The 21,159-nt window shown below is 63.5% G+C and carries 17 protein-coding genes; 12 read left to right on the top strand and 5 right to left on the bottom strand.

All coding sequences use genetic code 11. The annotated features are described in order from the left end of the window. Window positions 1-13: 13 nt before the first annotated feature. Both hemH and JI744_RS13405 read right to left on the bottom strand, forming a co-directional pair. The gene (hemH, locus tag JI744_RS13410) at window positions 14-1,072 is read right to left on the bottom strand and encodes a ferrochelatase (protein ID WP_202661641.1); all 1,059 of its coding nucleotides are present in this window, start codon (window positions 1,070-1,072) and stop codon (window positions 14-16) included. A gap of 50 nt (window positions 1,073-1,122) precedes the next feature. Beyond that, window positions 1,123-1,923 carry a methyltransferase domain-containing protein gene (locus tag JI744_RS13405; protein ID WP_202661640.1) on the bottom strand — a complete coding sequence of 267 codons (801 nt, stop codon included), beginning with the start codon at window positions 1,921-1,923 and terminating at the stop codon, window positions 1,123-1,125. 23 nt (window positions 1,924-1,946) lie between these two features. Here JI744_RS13405 and JI744_RS13400 point away from each other — a divergent pair, with 23 nt between their 5' ends. The 5 genes from JI744_RS13400 to JI744_RS13380 all read left to right on the top strand — a co-directional run bounded on the left by JI744_RS13400 (window position 1,947) and on the right by JI744_RS13380 (window position 5,269). Continuing rightward, window positions 1,947-2,684, top strand: coding sequence for a double zinc ribbon domain-containing protein (locus tag JI744_RS13400; protein WP_202661639.1), 738 nt, complete (start codon window positions 1,947-1,949; stop codon window positions 2,682-2,684). Window positions 2,685-2,729: 45 nt separating this feature from the next. Further along, entirely contained in the window at window positions 2,730-2,984 is a 255-nt protein-coding gene (grxC, locus tag JI744_RS13395; protein WP_202661638.1) for a glutaredoxin 3, read from the top strand. Between the two features lies 1 nt (window position 2,985). Next, window positions 2,986-3,819 (top strand): carbon-nitrogen hydrolase family protein, encoded by an 834-nt coding sequence (locus JI744_RS13390; protein ID WP_202661637.1) that lies wholly within the window; start codon window positions 2,986-2,988, stop codon window positions 3,817-3,819. Beyond that, on the top strand, window positions 3,816-4,259 hold the full coding sequence (locus JI744_RS13385) for a MarR family winged helix-turn-helix transcriptional regulator (protein WP_202661636.1): 444 nt from the start codon (window positions 3,816-3,818) through the stop codon (window positions 4,257-4,259). Before JI744_RS13390 ends, JI744_RS13385 begins: the two co-directional genes overlap by 4 nt. Window positions 4,260-4,405: 146 nt before the next feature. Next, window positions 4,406-5,269, top strand: a complete 864-nt coding sequence (locus JI744_RS13380) for a YihY/virulence factor BrkB family protein (RefSeq protein WP_202661635.1) — start codon at window positions 4,406-4,408, stop codon at window positions 5,267-5,269. Here JI744_RS13380 and JI744_RS13375 read toward each other — a convergent pair. Both JI744_RS13375 and JI744_RS13370 read right to left on the bottom strand, forming a co-directional pair. Beyond that, on the bottom strand, window positions 5,259-6,809 hold the full coding sequence (locus JI744_RS13375) for a CRTAC1 family protein (RefSeq protein ID WP_202661634.1): 1,551 nt from the start codon (window positions 6,807-6,809) through the stop codon (window positions 5,259-5,261). The genes JI744_RS13380 and JI744_RS13375 overlap by 11 nt on opposite strands. Then, window positions 6,809-8,134, bottom strand: a complete 1,326-nt coding sequence (locus JI744_RS13370; protein ID WP_202661633.1) for a vanadium-dependent haloperoxidase — start codon at window positions 8,132-8,134, stop codon at window positions 6,809-6,811. The genes JI744_RS13375 and JI744_RS13370 overlap by 1 nt, the downstream gene beginning before the upstream one ends. A gap of 220 nt (window positions 8,135-8,354) precedes the next feature. On the opposite strand from JI744_RS13370, the gene JI744_RS13365 reads away from it, so the two are divergent. Then, on the top strand, window positions 8,355-10,115 hold the full coding sequence (locus JI744_RS13365) for an autotransporter assembly complex protein TamA (RefSeq protein ID WP_236019442.1): 1,761 nt from the start codon (window positions 8,355-8,357) through the stop codon (window positions 10,113-10,115). Then, on the top strand, window positions 10,115-13,657 hold the full coding sequence (locus JI744_RS13360; protein WP_202661631.1) for a translocation/assembly module TamB domain-containing protein: 3,543 nt from the start codon (window positions 10,115-10,117) through the stop codon (window positions 13,655-13,657). The genes JI744_RS13365 and JI744_RS13360 overlap by 1 nt, the downstream gene beginning before the upstream one ends. Here JI744_RS13360 and JI744_RS13355 read toward each other — a convergent pair. Next, the gene (locus tag JI744_RS13355; RefSeq protein WP_202661630.1) at window positions 13,654-14,928 is read right to left on the bottom strand and encodes an ROK family transcriptional regulator; all 1,275 of its coding nucleotides are present in this window, start codon (window positions 14,926-14,928) and stop codon (window positions 13,654-13,656) included. The two genes, JI744_RS13360 and JI744_RS13355, sit on opposite strands and share 4 nt — an antisense overlap. A gap of 216 nt (window positions 14,929-15,144) precedes the next feature. Here JI744_RS13355 and JI744_RS13350 point away from each other — a divergent pair, with 216 nt between their 5' ends. From JI744_RS13350 to xylA, 5 genes are all read left to right on the top strand, one after another. Beyond that, window positions 15,145-16,170 (top strand): substrate-binding domain-containing protein, encoded by a 1,026-nt coding sequence (locus JI744_RS13350; protein ID WP_202661629.1) that lies wholly within the window; start codon window positions 15,145-15,147, stop codon window positions 16,168-16,170. A gap of 121 nt (window positions 16,171-16,291) precedes the next feature. Next, the gene (locus JI744_RS13345; RefSeq protein ID WP_202661628.1) at window positions 16,292-17,614 is read left to right on the top strand and encodes a sugar ABC transporter permease; all 1,323 of its coding nucleotides are present in this window, start codon (window positions 16,292-16,294) and stop codon (window positions 17,612-17,614) included. Window positions 17,615-17,627: 13 nt separating this feature from the next. Then, a complete protein-coding gene (locus tag JI744_RS13340) occupies window positions 17,628-18,389 on the top strand; it encodes an ATP-binding cassette domain-containing protein (protein WP_202661627.1) in 762 nt (253 codons plus the stop codon). Next, complete coding sequence (gene xylB, locus JI744_RS13335) at window positions 18,389-19,825, top strand: xylulokinase (RefSeq protein ID WP_202661626.1); 1,437 nt, start codon at window positions 18,389-18,391, stop codon at window positions 19,823-19,825. The genes JI744_RS13340 and xylB overlap by 1 nt, the downstream gene beginning before the upstream one ends. Then, entirely contained in the window at window positions 19,822-21,123 is a 1,302-nt protein-coding gene (gene xylA / locus JI744_RS13330) for a xylose isomerase (protein ID WP_202661625.1), read from the top strand. The genes xylB and xylA overlap by 4 nt, the downstream gene beginning before the upstream one ends. Window positions 21,124-21,159 lie beyond the last annotated feature (36 nt).

Below are 21,159 nucleotides of genomic sequence, written 5' to 3'. Positions count from 1 at the left end.
TTGGCCCCCTTTTTTACATCCAGCCCTGAAGGTTCTGCGCAATTACCGCGCATAGTGCGTCTATATGCGCAGGCTGATCATTCAGGCAGGGGATGTAGGTAAACTCCTCTCCACCTGCGTGCAGGAAGCTTTCGCGGATCTCGCCGTTGATCTCTTCCAGCGTCTCGATGCAATCGGCCGAGAAAGCCGGGGCCATCACTGCGATTCGCTTCTTTCCCTGTTTTGCGAGTTCAGCCACATGCTGCACCGTATAGGGGCGCAGCCATTCCTCGCGGCCAAAGACCGATTGAAAGGTCGTCAGAATCTCGCCCTTGTCCCAGCCCAGCCGCTCGCGCAGCAGACGAGAGGTCTTTTGGCACTGGCAGTGATAGGGGTCGCCCTCCATCAGATAGCGTTGTGGCATCCCGTGATAGCTGGCAATCAAATGGTCTGGGCGGTGGGCCAGGCCCGCATAAGCGCGCTCAACCGATTGCGCCAATGCTTCGATATACAGCGGGCTGTCAAAATATTCCGGCACCGTGCGGGCGGCAGGCTGGCGTTTTTCGCGGGCAAGCGCGGCAAAGAACGCATCATTCGCCGTGGCAGAGGTGGCACCTGCATACTGGGGGTAGAGCGGGAAGAACAAAATCTTCTCGCACCCCGCCTCGACCATGGCCCGCACCTTCGATGCGGTTGACGGGTTGCCATAGCGCATGCAGAAATCAACCATCACGCCATCGCCATGCGCTTCGGCCATCCGCGCTGCGATCGCCGCCGTCTGGTCCTTGGTAATGGTCATCAGCGGGCTTTCACCCTTGTCGTGATTCCAGATCAGCTTGTAATTCGCGCCGCTGGTGAAGGGCCGCTTGGTCAGGATGATCAGTTGCAACAGCGGCTGCCATTTCCAGTTCGGAATATCGATCACCCGCTTGTCCGACAGGAACTCGCTCAGATACCTCCGCATCGGCCAATAGTCATAACTGTCGGGCGTGCCCAGGTTGGCCAGCAGAACGCCGACCTTTGCCGCCTTTACCTTGGGGTGGGCGGGCGTGGCATGGGCCAGCCGTCCGGTTCCTGGGGTCACATCGGTCATCCGCTTGCTCCTCTGCTCGCCGATCCCAGATAGCGCGCGGGTGGCGACGGTCAACCACCCTCGCGCGGCAGGGGTGGTTCCGCCGCATTCAGCGCCTCGGCAAGACGGGCCGCTGCCGAACCGGGGCGCAAGGGTTTCTGCTGGCCCTCATCCGGGGCCCAGCCGGTCAGCGCGATAATCTCGAACGTCGCGGGAATGCGGCCGTCCTCGCCCGCGAATCGCTGCTGATAGATCTCGGCCGCCCGCACCAGTACCCCTCGCCGCGTCACATGGCGCAAGCGGCCCGCCAGCGCATTGCCCTCGCCCATGGCACGCAAATCCGCCATCAGGCGAAAGGCATCGGCATAGCGCACCGTCTTGGTAAAGCTGTCCGCGACAGGCAGTGCAAAGCCTGCCCTGCCCAAAAGCCCCCCCAGATCGCGTATCTCACCCATCGGCAGCACGCGGGGCGACAGACCGCCCGTCACCTCGGCCTCGGCCTCGGCCAGACAGGCGCGCAATTCGTGCAGGGTCTGGCCGCCGAACAGAAACGCAAGCATCAGCCCGTCAGGCCGCAGCGCCCGACGGCATTGCACCAACTGTCCCACCGGGTCATTCGCCCAGTGCAGGCACAGCCCATGCACCACCAGATCTTGCGATCCCTCGGCTATCGACAGCACCTCGGCCTCGGCCACTGTGCGCCATCCAGCCCACAGATGGGGAAAAGGTGTCACCACCACCGCATCGGTAAAGGGTCTGTTAACCTCACTGAGTCTCTCCTGAACCTCGGCCACCACCTCTTCGTGCAGGAAGAATTCGGTGGCGCGGGCGCGGTGGCGCATCAGGGCGGCAAGATCGGTCAGCGGTGTCATGCGCCGGACCATAGGAGGCGGCGATGGGATTGCAAGCAGGCGCATGGCGGGCGGCGCTGCACCTGGTCTATCCACCGCAATGCCTGACCTGCGATGCGCTGGTCACCACCGATTTCGGGCTGTGCGGTGCCTGTTGGCGGGAAACACCGTTCGTTTCGGGGCTGGTTTGCGACCGCTGCGGCATCCCCCTGCAGGGTGATGATTCGGGTCATCCGGCCCATTGCGACGATTGCCTGACCACGGCCCGCCCCTGGGGCCGCGGCCGCGCCGCGCTGATCTATCAGGACAAGGCCCGACAGATGGTGCTGGCGCTGAAACATGGCGACCGGCTTGACCTTGCGCGCCCTGCTGCCGGCTGGATGCTGCGTGCGGCAGCCCCGATCCTGGAACCCGGAATGCTGGTGGCCCCCGTTCCGCTGCACCGCCTGCGCCTGTTCAAACGGCGCTATAACCAGTCGGCCCTGCTGTCGGCCCGCATCGCCCGCGCCGCCGGGCTGGACCATTGCCCCGACCTCCTCCTCCGCCCCCGCCCCACGCCGAGTCAGGAGGGACGCGACCGGCAGATGCGCTTTGCCAACATGGCAGGCGCCCTGACCCTGCACCCGCGCCGCGCCGCGCGTGCGAAAGGCCGCCATATCCTGCTGGTTGATGATGTGATGACCTCTGGCGCCACCCTTGCCGCCGCAGCCGAGGCCTGCCTTGCAGGCGGTGCAACACAGGTTTCGGTTCTGGTGCTGGCACGCGTTGCGAAGGATGCTTAAATCCCTATAGTTCCGCGCAAAGCGGGCCTGTGCGAAAGGCATTCCATGAAGACGGTCGAGATTTATACCACCCCCACCTGCCCCTATTGTCTGGCCGCCAAGCGGCTGTTGACGAAAAAGGGCATCGCTTTTACCGAAATCGACGTGTCGCGCGATCCGGCGCTGCGGGTGGCGATGACCGAACGCGCGCGGGGCCGCCGCTCGGTCCCGCAGATTTTCATCGACGGCACGCCTGTCGGCGGCAGCGACGACATCCACCTGCTTGACCATCAGGGCAAACTTGATCCGATGCTGGCCTGACATGCGCGTCGCCCTGCTTCAGCTAAATGTGTCCGACGATCCGGTGGCAAACCTTGCCACCACGCTGGATCTTGTGGCCCAGGCCGCGCGGGGTGGGGCGCAGTTCGTGCTGACCCCGGAATGCACCAACATCCTGTCGTCGAACCGCGACCATCAGCGCGCCGTGCTGTGGCATGAGGAAGACGACCCCACCCTTGCGGCCCTGCGGGCAGCGGCGCAGCAGCATGGCCTGTGGCTGCTGATCGGGTCGCTGGGCGTCAAGACGCATGATGCCGATGGCCGCTTTGCCAACCGCTCGATCCTTGTCGCGCCCGATGGCTCGCTGGCCGCACGTTATGACAAGATCCATATGTTCGACGTGAACGTCAGCGAGACCGAGGTTTACCGCGAAAGCGCCGCCTATCGCCCCGGCGCCCATGCCGTTCTGGCCGAAACGCCCTTTGCCAAGATCGGCATGGCGGTGTGCTACGATCTGCGCTTTCCGCGCCTGTTTCGCCGCCTGGCCAAGGCGGGTGCGCAGATCCTGACCATTCCCGCCGCCTTCAACGACACTACCGGCGCGGCGCATTGGCATGTGCTGCTGCGCGCCCGCGCCATTGAAACCGGCTGCTTCATGCTGGCCCCTGCCCAGACCGGCCAACATGCCGAGGCGCATGGCCCGGGCAAGCGCCGCACCTATGGCCACTCGCTGGTCATCGCCCCGTGGGGAGAGGTGCTGGCAGATGGCGGAACCGAGCCTGGCGTGACCTTTGTCGATCTTGACCTGTCGCTGGTCGAAAGGGCCCGCGCCCGTGTGCCCTCCATCCACCATGATCGGGCGTTTGACGGCCCATGACAGAGCGCGTCGATGACCTTGCCGTTGCCCTCTTTGGCGAGCTGTTCATGGCCGATCAGCTTGCCCGCAATCGCATATCAAAGGCGCTGCCCAAAGGGATGGAGCTTTCGCATTTTTCCGTGCTGAACCATCTGGCGCGGATCAGCGACGAACGCACCCCGGCCCAGCTTGCCCGCGCCTTTCACGTCACGCGCGGCGCGATGACCAATACCCTCAGCCGTCTGGAATGGGCTGGCCACATTCACATCCGCCCCGATTGGGACGATGCCCGGCAAAAATTCGTGGCAATTTCCCCGGCAGGCCGCGCCGCCCGCGATGCCGCCGTGGCTTCGGTTGTTCCGATGATCGGCGATGTGGTGCAAGCGCTCGGCTCTGAAAAGGTCCGTGCGTTGCTGCCGGTGCTGCGAGAGTTGCGGCTGAAGATGGAAGGCGAGGGTTAGGCCAAAACAAGCACCGCATTCCGAAACCCCACCGTTTACAATTGGTTACCAAGAATATCCAACGCATTGATCCAGCATACATATCCCAGGATTTTCACCGCGTAATTCCCCTTGCCGACGCCCCCATCCTCGCCCATCCTGCCGCTATGCGGCTGTCTTTTCTTCACCCCGATCTGGTCGCGGCCTTTTGGCGCTTTTATCGCCGGATCGACCATGCCGAGATTGACCTGATCGCCGCCGGGGTGGCCTTTTACGCCTTCCTCGCCATCTTTCCCGCCGCCGCCGCCGTGATTTCGATGTGGAGCTTCGTCTCCAACCCCGCCGTGATCCGGCAAGAGTTGGAGCTGATACGTCCGCTGGTTCCGGTAGATTTCTTCAACCTGATCTCGGCCCAGGTCGATCAGCTTCTATCCCTCGGCTCGTCCCATTTCGGGCTGACCGCCTTCCTGTCGCTGATGCTGGCCCTATGGTCGGCGCGTGCAGGGGCGGCGGCCCTGATCCGGGGGTTGAACGCGATTCATCAGCGCCCTAACCGTGCCGGGCACCGCCATCAACTGCGGGCGATCTTTCTGACCTTCGTGCTGATCGGTCTGGTTCTTGCGGCCATGGTCATGGCCGTCGTCATGCCCCTGCTCGCAACCTCTTTGCCCGAATGGATGGATTGGGCGGGCCTGACCAGCACCACGAACCTTGGCCTTGCCTTGCTGTTTGCCGTTCTGGCCGTGGGTCTTGCGTTTCGTCTTGGCCCCAATCACGGGCCCAGCGCGCCGCCCTTGTTTTCCTGGGGCCTGCTGGTTGCCGTTATCCTGTGGGGGCTGGTGACGCGGGGCTTCATGCTCTACCTCGCGAATTTCAACAGCTATAACCGGGTATACGGCTCCATCGGGGCGGTGGCGGTCACGATGATCTGGCTGTACCTTACGGCCTATGCCGTTCTTCTTGGTGCCGCCGTGGACGCCGAGCGGCAAAAGCTGCGCCGGATACGGGAACGGGGAGTTCCTACGGAGTGATCCGTTCCGCCCCGCCGCGCGTCAGCCGGTAGAACCCGCCCGCCAAGGGCTGCCAATCGCCCGCCACCCCATCCGGCCAGATCACCCGCACCTCGGCCTGATCCGCCTTGCCCAAGCCAAAGTGCTGCCAGCCCAACTGCCCGCCGCCATGGCCACCACCCACTGTTACCTCGCGCCGTTGCAGATGGTCGCCCACCCGCAGCTCGATCCAGGCACCGATGGCATCGCGGTTGGCCCCTTCGTCAGCCAGCCACAGCGCAACGAACCCGCCAGCGCCCGCCGTTGTATTGCGCCAGACCTTCGGCGCCTCTCGCCGGTCTACCACCACCAGATCGGGCAGACCGTCCAGATTGAAATCGGCCAGCGCCGCCCCCCGCGCCGTCCCCATATCGGCCACGCCCGCCTTGTCACCCATTTCGACAAACTTGCCGTCAGCGCCCTGCATCAGCAGATTGTTGGGGTCGTTCTGCGCGAAATCGGGCATCCGGTCCACGTTGCCCTTGGCCACGAACAGATCGTCCAGCCCGTCGTTGTTCACATCCGAAAACTCGGCATGCCAGGCGGTCGAGGGGCGGATGTCATCGCCGGTATAGGGCCGATGAGAGGTCACGCCCCGCGCAAAGGCGGTGTCATCATAGACCGGCTTTGGCCCATCTTTCTGTGCCGCCGGATTCAGAGATTGCAGCTTGTTATCGGCCATCGAGGTCAAAAACAGCTCGGTTGTGCCATTGGCATCCAGATCGCGGCTGGCAATGCCCATGCCCCAGATACGCAGGCGCTTCCAGCCCTCAGCCTCGGTATAAAGCGCTGGCGGCTGGCCGGGTTCGATATGCCACAACTGCTCTTGCCCGCCCTTGTAATATTCGCGGTCGTTCGACACCCGCAAATCCACCTTGCCCGTGCCGGACCAGTCGGAGAACAGGATCGACAGCGCGCAATAGCTGGGCTTCAGCGGCAGGGCCGGGGCAAAGCCCGTGGCCCCGGCAGGCCGGTGCAGCCAGTTTTCGGTGCAACTGCCCCAAGGAAAGGCATCCTGCGTGCGGTCAATATAATTGCCTACCGCCAGCGTGGGCCAAGTCGCACCCTTTTCCCAAGTGGCCGAAAACGCGGTAGACCAGCCGTCTCCGCCATCAAAGCCCCAGTCGGCGCTGGCATCGCGGAACTTGCAGCCGCCCAGACCCTTCATCAACCGGTTCTGACCCACCCGCATCACCGCCAGATCGGTCAGCCCGTCAGCATCGATATCCAGCGGCCAGGCGCCGGTGACGGCCTCCATCTCCAGCCCGCTGTCCACCGGTTGAAACCGCAGATCGCCGCCGATGGCGGAAATGTTGCGGTAAAGGCCCGCCTTGCCCTCTCCGCCCGCAACAAAAACATCCTGCTTGAGATCGCCGTCGCAGTCGAACACCGCGACACCGCCGCCGACCATGTATTGCCAATCGCCCTGATAGGGCGTGGTCAGGCCTGCCGACGGCTCCGGCGCAAAGGTCTGGGCCAAGGCAGGGCTGGCGGCAAAGGCCAGAACAAGCAACATCCGCATCACGCAGCCCTCGTTTTCAGCTGTGTGACATGGCCCGCAACACAGGCCCCCTGCGCCAGCCCCTGCTCGATGGCAGAGCGGAAATGGATACCACCATAAAGGCGCGACATCGCCGCCTCTTCTGCCGCAGCGGCAAAATTGGGAAAGTTGCGCGCTGGCAGGCCGTCATCTTCGTGGGTTGCGTCACTAAAGGCGAAATTGTCCCCGAAAAGATGGGCCAGAACGCCCGCTGCCGCCCCCGATTGCGTCGAATGCCCCGAAGGGTATTCAGGGAAGGGCGGCGTGTTCAGAATGGGTTGCCATGTCTTGTCGATCACGCGGTCAATATAGGTGACGGGCCGGATCAGGTTATAGTCGAACTTGGTTTTCCAGCAGCAGATGAAGGCATCCGCCATCGCCATGCCCAACAGGGCCAGCGCTTCGACCTGACGGTCCAGCGGTAGCGCGTCGCGGTCAGAGATCTGGCGCAGGATGGAAATCCAGTGGCCGGGCGGGGTGGGCGACAGCATCGGATCGTCCGACCAGAACCGCGCGATGGCTTTCTGGTCGGGCGTCAAGGCGCGGGTGGTGTCGTAAACCTCTTTCGCTTCGGCATAAAAGGCAGACCCCGGTTCTTCGCTATAGGCGGGCGGGGGGGGCAAACCGCAATCGGCGGCGCCCGCCATGGTAAAGGTGCGCACATCGCCCCAATGCGGCAACAGGGGGGCCTGTTGCTGGGCGACCTTGCTGGTCGGCACCCATTCCCAAGGCTTGGCATCTTTCACCGCTTGCTGCGGGAAGCCCATGTTTTCAATCTTGGCGCCACCGTCCGTTTCGGCCCAGGCCAGAACATGGGCCGCCACCGCCTTGCCACGCGCGATACTGGCGCTGGCATGGGGGCTGGTTGCCAGCTTGTCGGTCAGGTTCCGCTCCATCGCCGCCATGGCGCGCTGCCCGGTGGGGCCGGTGTGGGAAAACAGGCTTTGCGCGGCGATGGACAGAGCTGCGTGCAGCATCAGCGCCGTATCGACGGGGCCATCGGCGGGAGGCAGAGGGGCCAGTCCGTTGACCTGCCCGGCCAGTGAAATCAGCCCCTCTGGCCCGCCCGCAAGGCATTCCTGCAAGATGATGCCCATATAGGCCAAGGCCCGGCTGGCCACCGGGGGCGAATAGATCGGCGTATGGCGCACCAGTTCCAGCGTCAGCCGGTACCAGTTATCGACCACAGCCGCGCCATCGGTCGCCGCCTGCGCGGCGCGGGCCGACAGCAAGACCGGGGCCGCCACAAGCCCAGCCAGAACCTGCCGCCGAGCAAGCCGCATTTCGCGCAATTTGCGTGACTGCATCAGGCTCTCTCCCCATCCCCTGTTTGCGCGAACAAGGAAGCACATCCGCGCCTTGGCGAAAAGATGCCGTCTTGCGGAGCTATCACGAATTCCACAGACCCACCCATTGCCCTTTGCGGGGGGGCGGGCGATAGTTTGCTACCGCATCTGGGGGATCAGGATGCCCATGATCACGATGGGTCGTTGTGGCCCGTTTTTTGCTGGTTGTCTTGCCCTGGTATTGGGCGCATCGCCCGTCCGGGCGCTTGAAACGCTGACCTTTGCCACCCCCGGCGCTGACAAGGGGCTGGAAGAGGTACTGAAAGGGGCGTCGATCCTGCTGACCTCGCAGGCCGAGGGCAACACCGCTGCGCAAGACCTGTTTGCCGATTCCCAAGCCGAATATGGCAGTTTGCTCAATGCCCTTTATGCCACCGGGCATTATTCGGCGGTGATCCATGTGTATATTGACGGGCGCGAGGCGGCGGCGATTGCACCCCTGGATGCCCCGGCGCGGATTGACCGGGTTGAGGTGGTGGTGGAACCCGGCCCCCTGTTTCGCCTGTCACGCGCCAATGTGCATCCGCTGCCGCGCAAGGCAAAGCTGCCCGAAAGCTTTGCCCCCGGCCAACCCGCCGAAAGCGGCCTTGTGCTAGAGGCGGTTTCGGCCGGAATTGACGCTTGGCGCGATGTTGGCCACGCCAAAGCCGCGGTCGCCACCCAAAATCTGGAGGCGGATCACCGCAACGCCACCCTCTCGGCCGATATCACGCTGGACCCGGGCCCCCGCCTGCGCTTTGGCCCGTTGACCATCAGCGGCAATCAGCGGATGCGTACAGAACGTATCCGCGCCATCACCGGCCTGCCCGAAGGCAAGATCTACAGCCCCGAAGAGATTGAACTGGCCAAGGATCGCCTGCGACGGTCTGGTGTGTTTCGCTCTGTCGCGTTGGAAGAGGGCGAGACCATCGCCCCGCCCGACCTGCTGCCCTTTCATCTGACCGTGGTCGAGGAAAAGCGGCGGCGTTATACTTTTGGTGCCGAACTGGCCAGCCCCGACGGCGCCTCGATCACCGCCGGATGGCTGCACCGCAACCTGTTCGGCGGGGGGGAACGGCTGTCGATTGACGGTGAATTGCGCAATCTGGGCAGCGGCAGCAGCGGCACCGATTATGGGCTGAAGGTCGCCCTTAGCCGCCCGGCCACCTTTACCCCGGACACCACGCTGACCTTTGCCAGCGAAATCGGCCATCTGGACGAAGAGGATTACACCGGCGAGGTGTTTACCCTGTCCACCGGCGTGACCCATCGCTTTTCGCGCAGCCTGACGGGGCGGGCGGCAGTGGAATACAGCTATCTTTCGGTAACCGATGTCGGCAGTGACCGGCTTTATCGGAATCTTGCCCTGCCGCTGGGCCTGACTTGGGACCGCCGCAACAGCACCACCGACGCCACGCGCGGTTATTACCTTGAAGCCGAGGCCAAGCCATTCCTTGGCTTTGGCATCACCGACAGCGGCGCGCGGTTCACACTGGATGCACGCGGCTATCGCGGTTTTGGCGACCGGGACCGCTTTGTCCTTGCCGCGCGGTTCCAACTGGGGGCGGTTGTCGGCTCCAGCCTGCTCGGCACGCCGCGCGACTATCTGTTCTATTCCGGTGGTGGCGGCACGGTACGGGGACAGCCCTATCAATCGCTGGGTGTGAATGTGTTGCGCGGCGGGCCGGATACATTCCGCACCGGCGGCACGCATTTCATCGGTGGCTCGCTGGAGGGGCGGGTGCGGGTAACGGAAAAGATCGGCGTTGTCGGTTTTGTCGATGTGGGCCGGGTGGATGCGATGGGCTTTTTCGATGATTTCGGCGGCTGGCAGGCGGGCGCCGGTGTAGGGGTGCGCTATGCCACCAGTGTCGGGCCGATCCGTCTGGATCTGGCGCTGCCGGTTGGTGGCGATACCGGCGACGGATTGCAGATTTATGTGGGTCTGGGGCAGGCATTCTGATGCGGAAACTGGTATTTGCACTGGCGTTTCTGCCCCTGCCTGCGATGGCCCAATCGCAGGACGCCCAAGCACAGGCTGACAAGGGTTACCTGACCACGCTGCTGGAAGACAACTTGTCAGGCGCAGGCCGGCAGGTTGTGATTGACGGGTTCGAAGGGGCGCTGTCTTCGCGCGCGCGCATCAGGCAGTTGACGATTGCAGATGATACGGGCGTCTGGCTGACGCTGCGCGATGTGGCGCTGGATTGGAACCGCGCGGCGCTGCTGTCGGGTCAGGTTTCGGTGAACGAGCTTTCGGCGGCAGAGATCATACTGGACCGTTTGCCCGCAAGCGGCAGCTCTGCGCCCTCGCCCCAGGCTTCGGGCAGCTTTGCCCTGCCCGAACTGCCGGTATCGATCGATATTGGCGCACTGGCCGCCAACCGCATCGTTTTGGGGCCAACCGTTCTGGGCAGCGCGGTCGAAGGCAGGCTGACAGCCAGTGTTCATCTGGCAGGCGGGCAAGGCAAGGCGCATCTGGACCTGCGGCGCACCGATGACGGGCCAACGGGCGTTGTGGCGCTGGATGCCGAATATGCCAATGCCTCGCAGGTGCTGGCCTTGGACCTTTCTGCACAGGAAGGCTCGGGCGGGATAGCCGCAACCCTACTGGACCTGCCGGGCAAGCCTGCGGCGGCACTGAGCATCGCAGGGCGGGCGCCGATCAGTGACTATTCTGCCAATATTGCCTTGTCTACTGACGGAGAGAACCGGCTGGCGGGGACGGTCACAGTCAAAACCGCAACCGACCGCAGCACGGGGTTCGAGGCCATTCTGGGGGGCAATCTTGCCCCGTTGTTCCTGCCCGACTATGCCGAATTCTTCGGTGACAAGGTGGCGCTGGATGTTGCAGGTCGCCGCTTTGCCGATGGGCGGCTGGATCTGAGCAAACTGGTTGTCGCGGCAAAGGCGCTGCAACTGGCCGGAACGCTGGCGGTCGGGGCCGATGGCGTGCCGCGCAGCTTTGATCTGCGCGGGCGCATCGCGCAGGCCGATGGTCAGCCCGTGCTGTTGCCGCTGACAACCAACCTGCCGGTCAGAATCGACAATGCGGACCTGTCGTTGCAGTTCGATGCCACCAAGGGCGAAGGCTGGACGCTTTCCACCCAAGTGACCGGGCTTGACCGGGCCGATATGAAGATTGCCCGCCTTGCATTGGCCGGATCGGGGCGGATCGCCAACCCGGCGGGCAGCACGACAGTTGGGGCGACCCTGCGGTTTGATGCCGAAGGGCTGGCCCCCAGCGATCCCGGACTGGCGGCGGCGCTGGGCGCGCAGGTTTCGGGCGATGGCGTATTTTACTGGAGTGCCGCCACCAATGCGCTGGCCTTTCCCAAGCTGACGCTGGCGGGCGACGGCTATAGCGCCAGCGCCTCGGGCAAGGTGCTGGGGCTGTCGTCCGATCTGGCGCTGTCGGGTCAGATAAAGGCGCAGGTGGCAAATCTGTCGCGGCTGTCTGGTCTGGCAGGGCGGCCCTTAGGGGGCGCGGGCCAGGTAACTGTGGGGGGCAACTACAGCCCGCTGACCGGCGCGTTTGACGGCACTGCGGCGGTGCTGGGCACCGATCTTTCGGCAGGTATCGCCGAGGTTGACGGGCTGCTGAAAGGACCGTCGCAGGTAACCCTGTCAGCCCGGCGCGACCAGACGGGCACCACCTTGCGCAACCTGACTCTGCGGGCAACCAGTCTGACGGCCAGCGCAGAGGGCTCGATTTCCAGCGCAGGCACAGCCCTGACCGGCGATGTCAATTTTGCCGACCTGTCGGTTCTGGGGCCGGGCTATGGCGGTGCGTTGACCGGCAAAGCCAGTGTCAGCGGCCCGTCCGATAAACTGGCGCTGACGCTGGATGCCACCGGCAGCAACCTGCGCACCGGGCAGGCCGAGGCCGACAAGCTGTTGCGCGGGCAAAGCAGTGTAACGGTGGCGGCAACGGCCAGTGCGGGCAAACTGGTGCTGGACCGCGCCGACATTCGCAACCCGCAGCTTCAGGCCAAGGCCAGCGGTGTGGCCGATGGGGCCAGCCAGCGCCTGACCATTGATGCCAATCTGGCCAATCTGGGCCTGCTGTTGCCCGACTTTCCCGGTGCAATGACAGTTTCCGGCACAGTGCTGCAAAGTGCCGCCAGTCTTGACGTCGATCTGGCGGGCCGGGGGCCGGGCGGCATCAATGCCACCGTCAAGGGCAAGGTCGCGACTGACTTCCGGTCAGCCAACCTTGCGCTGGCCGGGCGGGCGCAGGCGGCACTGGCCAACCCCTTCCTCACGCCACGCTCTATCCAAGGGGATCTGGGCTTTGACATGAAACTGAACGGGCCGCTGGCGGTTTCGTCGCTGTCGGGCACGGCAAGCCTGGCGGGCGGGCGGTTTTCTGACCCCGGCTTCAAATTCGCGCTGCAAGATATTGCCGCGCGGGCCGACATTTCCGGCGGTCAGGCGCGGATCACCGGCACGGTGCCGGTTTCAACCGGCGGCGCGATTTCGGTCAGTGGCACCATCGGCACGGCGGCCCCCTATGCCGGAAATCTGGCGCTGGGGTTGCGCGGAGTCGTGCTGCGCGACCCTGCGCTTTATGAAACCCGGCTGAATGGCGATCTGACCGTGAAAGGCCCGCTGGCGGGTGGTGCCATGATTGCCGGGCGGATCGCGCTGGCCGAAACCGAACTGCGCGTGCCCTCCACCGGGTTTGGCGGGGCTGCGGGGTTGGAGGGGCTGCGCCACATCGCGGAACCTGCCGATGTACGCGCAACCCGTGCGCGGGCGGGTCAGCTTGGCAACGGCACGGCGGCGGGCAGGTCGGGCGATGGCCCGTCTTATGGGCTTGATGTCACCTTGTCCGCCCCGAACCAGTTGTTCGTGCGTGGCCGGGGGCTGGATGCAGAACTGGGGGGCGAGTTGCGCCTGAATGGCACGACGGCGGCGGTGGTGCCATCTGGCGCGTTCGATCTGATCCGAGGGCGGCTGGATATTCTGGGCAAGCGGCTGGACCTGACCGAAGCGCGCTTGCAGATGGAGGGCGAGCTGGTGCCCAACATCCATATCGTCGCCTCGACCGAAAACGACGGCATCACCACCGGGATCGAGATTGACGGCCCGGCGACCAACCCAACGGTCGGCTTCACCTCCAGCCCCGATCTGCCGGATGAAGAAATTCTGGCGCAACTGCTGTTCGGGCAAGACCTGCAAAGCCTGTCGCCGTTTCAGGCGCTGCAACTGGCCAATGCGGTGGCGACACTGGCGGGCAAGGGCGGTGGTGGCATCGTGAACAAGCTGCGGCAGGGCTTTGGGCTGGACAATCTGGATGTACGAACCTCGGCCACCGGGGGGGCAGAGGTGACGGCGGGCAAGTATCTGGGCAAGAACCTGTACAGTGAGTTTTCGGTGGATGATCAGGGCAAAAGCCAGGTGAACCTGAACCTTGATGTCAGCAAGTCCATTACCGCCAAGGCCCGCGCCAGTTCGGACGGGTCAACCGGCATCGGGATATTCCTGGAGAAGGATTATTAAGCCGCAGCCCCGTCGCGCGCCGCGCCCAAGATCATGTCGCTGACATGATCCAGCGCCAGTGCGGCGGCCCCCTGCGCCCAGACCAGATCGCCCCAGGCGTGAATTTCAATCGGCGGGCGCGGGCGGCCCGTTGCGATGACAAGGCTGTCCATCTCGGCCAGCGTCTCATCTGCGTAAAGGTAGTCATAGCGCATCCGTTCACCCGACAGGATGATCAGCGCCGGGTCGAACAGGTTGACCACATTGGCCAGCCCGACCGCCAGATAGCGCCCCGCGCGGCGAAAGATGCTGCGCGCGGTGGCATTGCCCGCCTTGGCCTGTGCGAACAGGCTTTCCAGCAGCAGCGTCACGCTTTGGTCTTCGCGGTGGGTCCAGTTCAGCGCAGTGGTCGCCTCTCGTGCCAAGGCATAGTCGGCGACATACGCCTCCAGACAGCCACGCTGACCACAGCGGCACAGGGCGCCATCAAGCTGCACCTTGGTATGGCCCAGCTCCATTCCCACATTGCGCGCGCCGCGATAGATGCGGTGGTTCATCACGAACCCCATGCCAACGCCGTGTTCGATGGTCACCACCGCAAAATCGGCCAATTGCCGCCCCGCGCCGAACCATAGCTCGGCCAGCGCGATCAGGTTGGCGTCGTTGTCGATGGTCGCGGGCAGGCCCAGCCGAGCCGAAGCGGCGGCGGCAAAGTTCACCCCCCGCTCGGTCAGAACCGAAGACCACAGCACCACACCTTCGGCACAATCGACAAAACCCGGCACACCGATGCCCAGCGCCGAAAGCTGATGGCGGGCCACGCCCGCCTTGGCACAAACCCGCGCCAAGAGCGCCTCGACATCATCCAGCAGGGCCTGCGTCTGCACCTGGCCCGGCTGGCGCGCGACAGATTCCTGCGCGATGATGTTGCCCGCGAAATCGACGATTACCGCCGTCTGGTCACGGTCTGACAGCTTCATCCCGGCAACATGGTGCGAATCTGCCCGCACACCCAGCGCCACGGCGGGGCGGCCCCGGCCCGGATCGGCCTCTCGGCTGGCCGAAATCTCCTCAATCAGACCTGCGGCGATCAGTTCCGAAGTGACGGTGGTCACCGAGGCGGGGCTGACCCCCAGATCCTTGGCCAATTGTACCCGCGCAATCTGCCCCGCAGCGCGCACCCGTTCGAAAATCTGCTGGCGCAGCGGCTTTTGCAGCTCGGCAAAGGGGGAAAACAGCGGTCCTGCCCCCTGCCCCTTCATCTCTTTTTTCTGCCGCGCCAATTGTGTCATTTGTTCCAAGCGTAAAGTAATGTCGCCCCGTTTCGCTGCAACATCGACATGATTTTCTGCATTGCAGCGCGATACTTGTCGAAAATTGCGTCAGGGCCAGACTGCGCCAGTAGTTTTATTTTGACAACTGAAATTATTCGGCGCATTTTTGCCCTTGTTACGGCGAATCCGCCGGACCGGCCTTGTGGAGGGGCCGACCAAATCGGGAGGATAATAATGCGCAATACCCTTCTTGCTGCCGTCATGGCAGTGACCGGCTTTTCCAGCGCCGCCCTGGCCGAAGGCCTGACGGTCGGCGTTAGCTGGTCCAACTTCCAGGAAGAGCGCTGGAAGACCGACGAAGCCGCCATCAAGGCCGCCCTTGAGGCCGCTGGCGCCACCTATGTTTCCGCCGACGCGCAAGCCTCGGCTGCCAAGCAACTGACCGACGTCGAGGGCCTGATCGCGCAGGGCGTTGATGCCCTGATCATTCTGGCCATGGACAAGGACGCCATCGTTCCGGCGCTGGACAAGGCCGCCGCCGAAGGCATTCCGGTCATCGGCTATGACCGCCTGATCGAAGATCAGCGCGCCTTTTACCTGACCTTTGACAACAAGGGCGTTGGCAAGATCATCGCCGAAGAGGTTACCAAGGCCAAACCCGAAGGCAATTATGCCATCATCAAGGGCGACCCCGGTGATCCGAACGCAGGCTTTCTGCTGGAAGGCATGATGGGCGTTCTGCAACCATCGATCGACGCCGGCAAGATCAAGATCGTCGGCGAGGCCTTCTCGGAAGGCTGGAAGCCCGACAATGCCCAAGCCAACATGGAACAGATCCTGACTGCGAACAACAACGCGGTGGATGCGGTTCTGGCGGAAAATGACGGCATGGCCGGTGGTGCGATTGCCGCACTTGCCGCGCAGGGCCTGAATGTTCCGATCGGCGGGCAGGACGGCGATCTTTCCGCGCTGAACCGCGTGGCACGCGGCACGCAGACCGTTTCTGTCTGGAAAGACAGCCGCGCACTGGGCAAGGCTGCGGGCGAGATTGCCGTTGCGCTGGCCGGTGGCACCGCGCTGGATGCGGTTCCGGGTGCGGTCAAGTTCGCGGACGGCGAAAAGAAGGTCGAAATGAACGCGATCCTTCTGACCCCGACCCCGATCACCAAAGACAACCTGAATCTGGTGATCGACGCGGGCCACATCTCGAAAGAGCAGGCCTGCGAAGGGGCCATGGCCGACGTGGCCGCCTGCAAGTAAATCCGGGCTGCCGACATCTCGGCGCCCAAGGGTCGGGCAGAATTGCCCGACCCATCGCTTCCGCGGCGCAGGCCCCGCCCGCCAGACGGACGATTTACCCTTAGCCTTGTGGGACAAGGACATGACCAACACAAATTCCCCTACCCCCGCTGGGAGCGACGCAACCCAGGGGCCGGTGACCAGATTTCTGCGCGCAACCGAAATTGACACCCGCCTTTTGGGTATGGTTGCCGCGCTGGTGCTGATCTGGATCGGCTTTCACCTTTACGGTGCCCTCATCAACGGAAACGGTGCCTTCCTGACGCCGCGCAACCTGTGGAACCTGTCGGTTCAGACCGCATCCATCGGCATCATGGCCACGGGCATGGTCTTGGTGATCGTGACGCGCAACATTGACCTGTCGGTCGGCTCTGTCCTGGGCTTTACCGCAATGATCATGGCGCTGATGCAATCACGCTGGTTGCCCCATGTGTTCGAACTGGGCAGTCCGGTCATCTGGATCACGGCAGCTTTGACCGGGTTGCTCATGGGGGCGGCCATCGGGGCCTTTCATGGCTATCTGATCGCCTATGCCCGCATTCCCGCCTTTATCGTCACGCTTGGCGGGTTGCTGGTCTGGCGTGGTGCGGCGTTTCTGGTGGCGCGGGGTGAGACGATTTCACCGCTCGATTCCACCTTTGTGCTGATCGGCGGCGGGCCCTATGGATCGGTCGGCGCAACGGGAAGCTGGATCATCTGCGCGCTGGCCTGTGCGGCCGTGTTGTGGATGATCGTGTCGGGCCGCAAATCGCGCCAGGATCATGGCTTTGCACAACGCCCGGTCTGGGCCGATACGTTCCTGTCGGCCTTGGGATGCGGCATCATCATCGGCGCGACCCTGCTGATGAACGCCTATCCCTGGCCCAAGGGCATCGTGAAAGACTATGCTGCGAAGAACAACATCACCGTGCCGGAAGAGGGGCTGTTCATCTCTCATGGCTTCGCAATTCCGGTGCTGGTGCTGGTTGCAGTGGCGATCCTGATGACGATCCTGTCCACCCGCACCCGCTTTGGCCGCTATGTCTTTGCGATTGGTGGCAACCCCGAGGCGGCGGAACTGGCAGGCATCAACACCCGCTGGATGACGGTAAAACTGTATGCGCTGATGGGGCTTTTGACAGGTCTGTCTGCGGTGGTCGCCTCGGCGCGCCTGAATTCGGCAACCAACGCGCTGGGCACTTTTGACGAACTGTATGTGATTGCAGCCGCAGTTATCGGCGGCACATCCCTGGCAGGCGGTGTTGGCACCATTTACGGTGCCATACTTGGCGCGCTGGTGATGCAATCGCTGCAATCGGGCATGGTTCTGATCGGCTTTGACGCTGCAATCCAGCAGATGGTCGTCGGGGGTGTGCTGGTCCTCGCCGTGTGGCTGGACATCCTTTATCGCCGCAACGCCAAGTAGGGGGGGCTATAGCATGACAGATACCAAAGGAACCCCGCTGGTCGAGATGCGCGACATCTCGATCTCTTTCGGCGGGATCAAGGCGGTCGATCATGTGTCGATCGACTTGCAGCCCGGCGAAGTGGTGGGCCTGCTGGGCCACAACGGTGCGGGAAAATCGACGCTGATCAAATGCCTTTCGGGCGCCTATCAGGCCGATGCGGGCGAGATTCTGATCAATGGGGAAAAGGTCACCATCCGCAATCCGCGCGATGCCCGGACCCACAACATTGAAACGATCTATCAGACACTTGCACTGGCCGACAACCTGACTGCCGCCTCGAACCTGTTTCTGGGCCGAGAGCTGGTGACCCCGCTGGGCATGGTGGATGACAGCCGGATGGAGGCTGAAACCCGCAAGATCATGGGTCGGCTGAACCCGAACTTCCGCAAGTTCAATGTGCCGGTCAGCGCATTGTCGGGTGGTCAGCGCCAGTCGGTCGCCATCGCCCGCGCGGTCTATTTCAACGCCAAGATCCTGATCATGGATGAACCGACCGCCGCCCTTGGCCCGCACGAAACCCAGATGGTCGCCGAGCTTATTCAGGAACTGAAGCGCGAAGGACTGGGCATCTTCCTGATCGAGCATGACATTCATGCCGTGATGGAGCTGTGCGACCGGGCCGTGGTGATGAAAAACGGCCAGCGCGTCGGCACCGTGAACGTCAAGGACGTGACCGATGACGATATTCTGGGCATGATCATCCTGGGCAAAAAACCACCACAGGCATATTGATGTACATCGGACTTGATCTTGGCACTTCGGGCCTTAAAGGCATCCTGATCGACGGGAACCAGACGGTTCTTGCCGAAGCCACAGCACCGCTTGACGTAAGCCGCCCCCATCCGGGGTGGAGCGAGCAATCCCCCGCGCATTGGGTTGCCGCCGCCGAAGCGGTGATGGATGCCCTTGCCGCCCATGGCCTTGATCAGGTTCGCGGTATCGGCCTTTCGGGGCATATGCACGGGGCAACCCTGCTGGACAGGGCCGATGATGTTCTCCGGCCCTGTATTTTGTGGAACGACACCCGCAGCCATGCCGAGGCAGCGCGGCTGGATGCTGACCCCCGGTTCCGCGCCATTTCGGGCAACATTGTTTTCCCCGGCTTTACCGCACCAAAGCTGGATTGGGTGCGCGCCCATGAACCGGCGATCTGGGACCGGGTGGCCAAGGTTCTGTTGCCCAAAGATTATCTGCGCCTGTGGCTGACGGGTGAGCATGTGGCCGAAATGTCGGATGCTGCGGGGACAAGCTGGCTGAATACCGGCGCGCGTGACTGGTCAGATGATCTGCTGGCGGCGACCGGGCTGACGCGCGATCAGATGCCCCGGCTGGTTGAGGGAAGTGCGGTTTCCGGGCAGCTTAGAGACACATTGGCCAATCGCTGGGGCCTGCCCAAAGGCGTCGTCATTGCCGGTGGCGGTGGCGACAATGCCGCGTCGGGCGTCGGCGTGGGCGTAGTCCGCGCGGGCGAGGCGTTTGTTTCGCTTGGCACCTCTGGCGTGTTGTTTGCCGCCAATGACGGCTATCAGCCTGCGCCCGAAACCGCGGTTCACACCTTTTGCCACGCCCTGCCCGACACCTGGCACCAGATGGGCGTGATCCTTGCCGCGACCGATGCGCTGAACTGGTATGCGCGGCTGGTCGGACAGGATGCGGCAACCCTGACAGGCGAATTGGGTGCGGTGCAAGCACCCGGAAAGACGCTGTTCCTGCCCTATCTGGGCGGCGAACGTACACCCCTGAACGATGCCGCCGTGCGCGGTGCGTTTGTTGGGCTGGAACATGCCACCGACCGCGCGGCAGGCACCCGCGCCGTGCTGGAGGGGGTAACCTTTGCCATCGCCGATTGCCGCGATGCTTTGGCCGCGACCGGCACGCGGCTGGAAAGCCTGCTGGCTGTGGGCGGTGGATCGCGGTCCGATTACTGGCTGCGGGCGATTGCGACGGCGCTGGATTGCCCGGTTCTGCTGCCTGTCGCGGGCGATTTCGGCGGCGCTTTCGGGGCCGCCCGGCTTGCCCTGATGGCCGCCACAGGCGCGGGAGCCGAGATTGCAACCCTGCCGCAAATCGCCCGCCAGATTGACCCTGACCCCGTCTTGAAACCCGCCTTTACCGAGGCCCATGCCCGCTATCGCGCGGCCCAATCTGCCATCAGAGGACTGACATGACCGATTTTTTCAAGGGCATTGCCCCGATCAAATACGAAGGGCCGGAAACGACCAACGAATTCGCCTTTCGTCACTATGACCCCGATGAGGTAATTCTGGGCAAGCGGATGGAAGACCATCTGCGCTTTGCCGTCGCCTATTGGCACAGCCTGGCCTATGAGGGCGGCGATCCTTTTGGCGGCCAGACCTTCCTGCGCCCGTGGTTCGGCGCGGGGATGGATCAGGCCAAGCTGAAGGCCGACGCGGCGTTTGAGCTGTTCGATATTCTGGGCGCGCCGTTCTATGCGTTCCACGATCTGGACGCCCGGCCCGAAGGCGCGACCTTTGCGGAATCGAAGCGCAATCTGGAAGAGATCACCGATTACCTTGGCAACAAGCAGGCGAGCCACAAGACCAAGCTCTTGTGGGGCACGGCCAACATGTTCACCCACCGCCGCTGGATGTCGGGCGCTGCAACCAACCCCGACCCAGAGGTTTACGCCTATGCCGCCGCGACGGTAAAGGCGATGCTGGATGCCACCCACAAGCTGGGTGGTCAGAACTATGTGCTGTGGGGCGGACGTGAGGGCTATGAGACCCTGCTGAACACCGACCTCAAGGCCGAGCGCGCCCATGCCGGACGGTTCCTGCAACAGGTCGTGGAATACGCCCACAAGATCGGCTTCAAAGGGTCGATCCTGATCGAGCCGAAGCCACAGGAACCGTCAAAGCACCAGTATGATTATGACGTGGCCACGGTTTACAGCTTCCTCAAGGATTTCGGGCTGGAAAAAGAGGTCAAACTGAACATCGAACAGGGCCATGCCATCCTTGCCGGCCATTCGTTCGAACATGAGCTGGCGCTGGCCAATGCCTTGGGGATTTTCGGGTCGATCGACATGAACCGGAATGACTATCAATCCGGCTGGGATACCGACCAGTTCCCCAACAACCACCCGGAAATGGCGCTGGCCTATTACGAGGTGCTGCGCGCGGGCGGCTTTACCACCGGCGGCACCAATTTTGACGCCAAGTTGCGCCGCCAGTCGCTGGACCCGGCCGATCTGGTGCTGTCGCATGTCGGTGGCATGGACACCTGCGCCCGCGCCCTGCGCGCTGCCGCCTATCTGTTCGAGGACGGCCCGCTGGAGGCTGCCCGCAAGGCGCGTTATGCCGGATGGGAGCGGGAAGGGGCCAAGGCCATGCTGGCCCAGCCTTTGGAGGCGATTGAAAAGGCGGTGTTGGAAAACAACATCAACCCGCAACCCCGTTCGGGCCGGCAAGAGCGGTTGGAAAACCTGTGGAACCACTATCTCTGATCAGCGTTTCAGTGACGAAAAGGGCGGCCAGTGGCC

Origin of the sequence: Fuscibacter oryzae, from assembly GCF_016765795.1 — a bacterium.
GTDB lineage: Bacteria > Pseudomonadota > Alphaproteobacteria > Rhodobacterales > Rhodobacteraceae > Fuscibacter > Fuscibacter oryzae.
Note: the sequence above shows the minus strand (reverse complement) of the source record. Positions and strands in the feature narration are given on the sequence as shown.

Excerpts from the sequence above, each read along its gene's own strand:
- JI744_RS13340 (WP_202661627.1), top strand. The coding sequence starts at position 17,628 with ATGACAGATACCAAAGGAACCCCGCTGGTCGAGATGCGCGACATCTCG.
- JI744_RS13370 (WP_202661633.1), bottom strand. The coding sequence starts at position 8,134 with ATGCAGTCACGCAAATTGCGCGAAATGCGGCTTGCTCGGCGGCAGGTT.
- JI744_RS13390 (WP_202661637.1), top strand. The coding sequence starts at position 2,986 with ATGCGCGTCGCCCTGCTTCAGCTAAATGTGTCCGACGATCCGGTGGCA.
- hemH (WP_202661641.1), bottom strand. The coding sequence starts at position 1,072 with ATGACCGATGTGACCCCAGGAACCGGACGGCTGGCCCATGCCACGCCC.
- JI744_RS13405 (WP_202661640.1), bottom strand. The coding sequence starts at position 1,923 with ATGACACCGCTGACCGATCTTGCCGCCCTGATGCGCCACCGCGCCCGC.
- JI744_RS13375 (WP_202661634.1), bottom strand. The coding sequence starts at position 6,809 with ATGCGGATGTTGCTTGTTCTGGCCTTTGCCGCCAGCCCTGCCTTGGCC.
- JI744_RS13360 (WP_202661631.1), top strand. The coding sequence starts at position 10,115 with ATGCGGAAACTGGTATTTGCACTGGCGTTTCTGCCCCTGCCTGCGATG.
- JI744_RS13355 (WP_202661630.1), bottom strand. The coding sequence starts at position 14,928 with ATGACACAATTGGCGCGGCAGAAAAAAGAGATGAAGGGGCAGGGGGCA.
- xylA (WP_202661625.1), top strand. The coding sequence starts at position 19,822 with ATGACCGATTTTTTCAAGGGCATTGCCCCGATCAAATACGAAGGGCCG.
- JI744_RS13350 (WP_202661629.1), top strand. The coding sequence starts at position 15,145 with ATGCGCAATACCCTTCTTGCTGCCGTCATGGCAGTGACCGGCTTTTCC.
- xylB (WP_202661626.1), top strand. The coding sequence starts at position 18,389 with ATGTACATCGGACTTGATCTTGGCACTTCGGGCCTTAAAGGCATCCTG.
- JI744_RS13345 (WP_202661628.1), top strand. The coding sequence starts at position 16,292 with ATGACCAACACAAATTCCCCTACCCCCGCTGGGAGCGACGCAACCCAG.
- JI744_RS13380 (WP_202661635.1), top strand. The coding sequence starts at position 4,406 with ATGCGGCTGTCTTTTCTTCACCCCGATCTGGTCGCGGCCTTTTGGCGC.
- JI744_RS13400 (WP_202661639.1), top strand. The coding sequence starts at position 1,947 with ATGGGATTGCAAGCAGGCGCATGGCGGGCGGCGCTGCACCTGGTCTAT.
- grxC (WP_202661638.1), top strand. The coding sequence starts at position 2,730 with ATGAAGACGGTCGAGATTTATACCACCCCCACCTGCCCCTATTGTCTG.
- JI744_RS13385 (WP_202661636.1), top strand. The coding sequence starts at position 3,816 with ATGACAGAGCGCGTCGATGACCTTGCCGTTGCCCTCTTTGGCGAGCTG.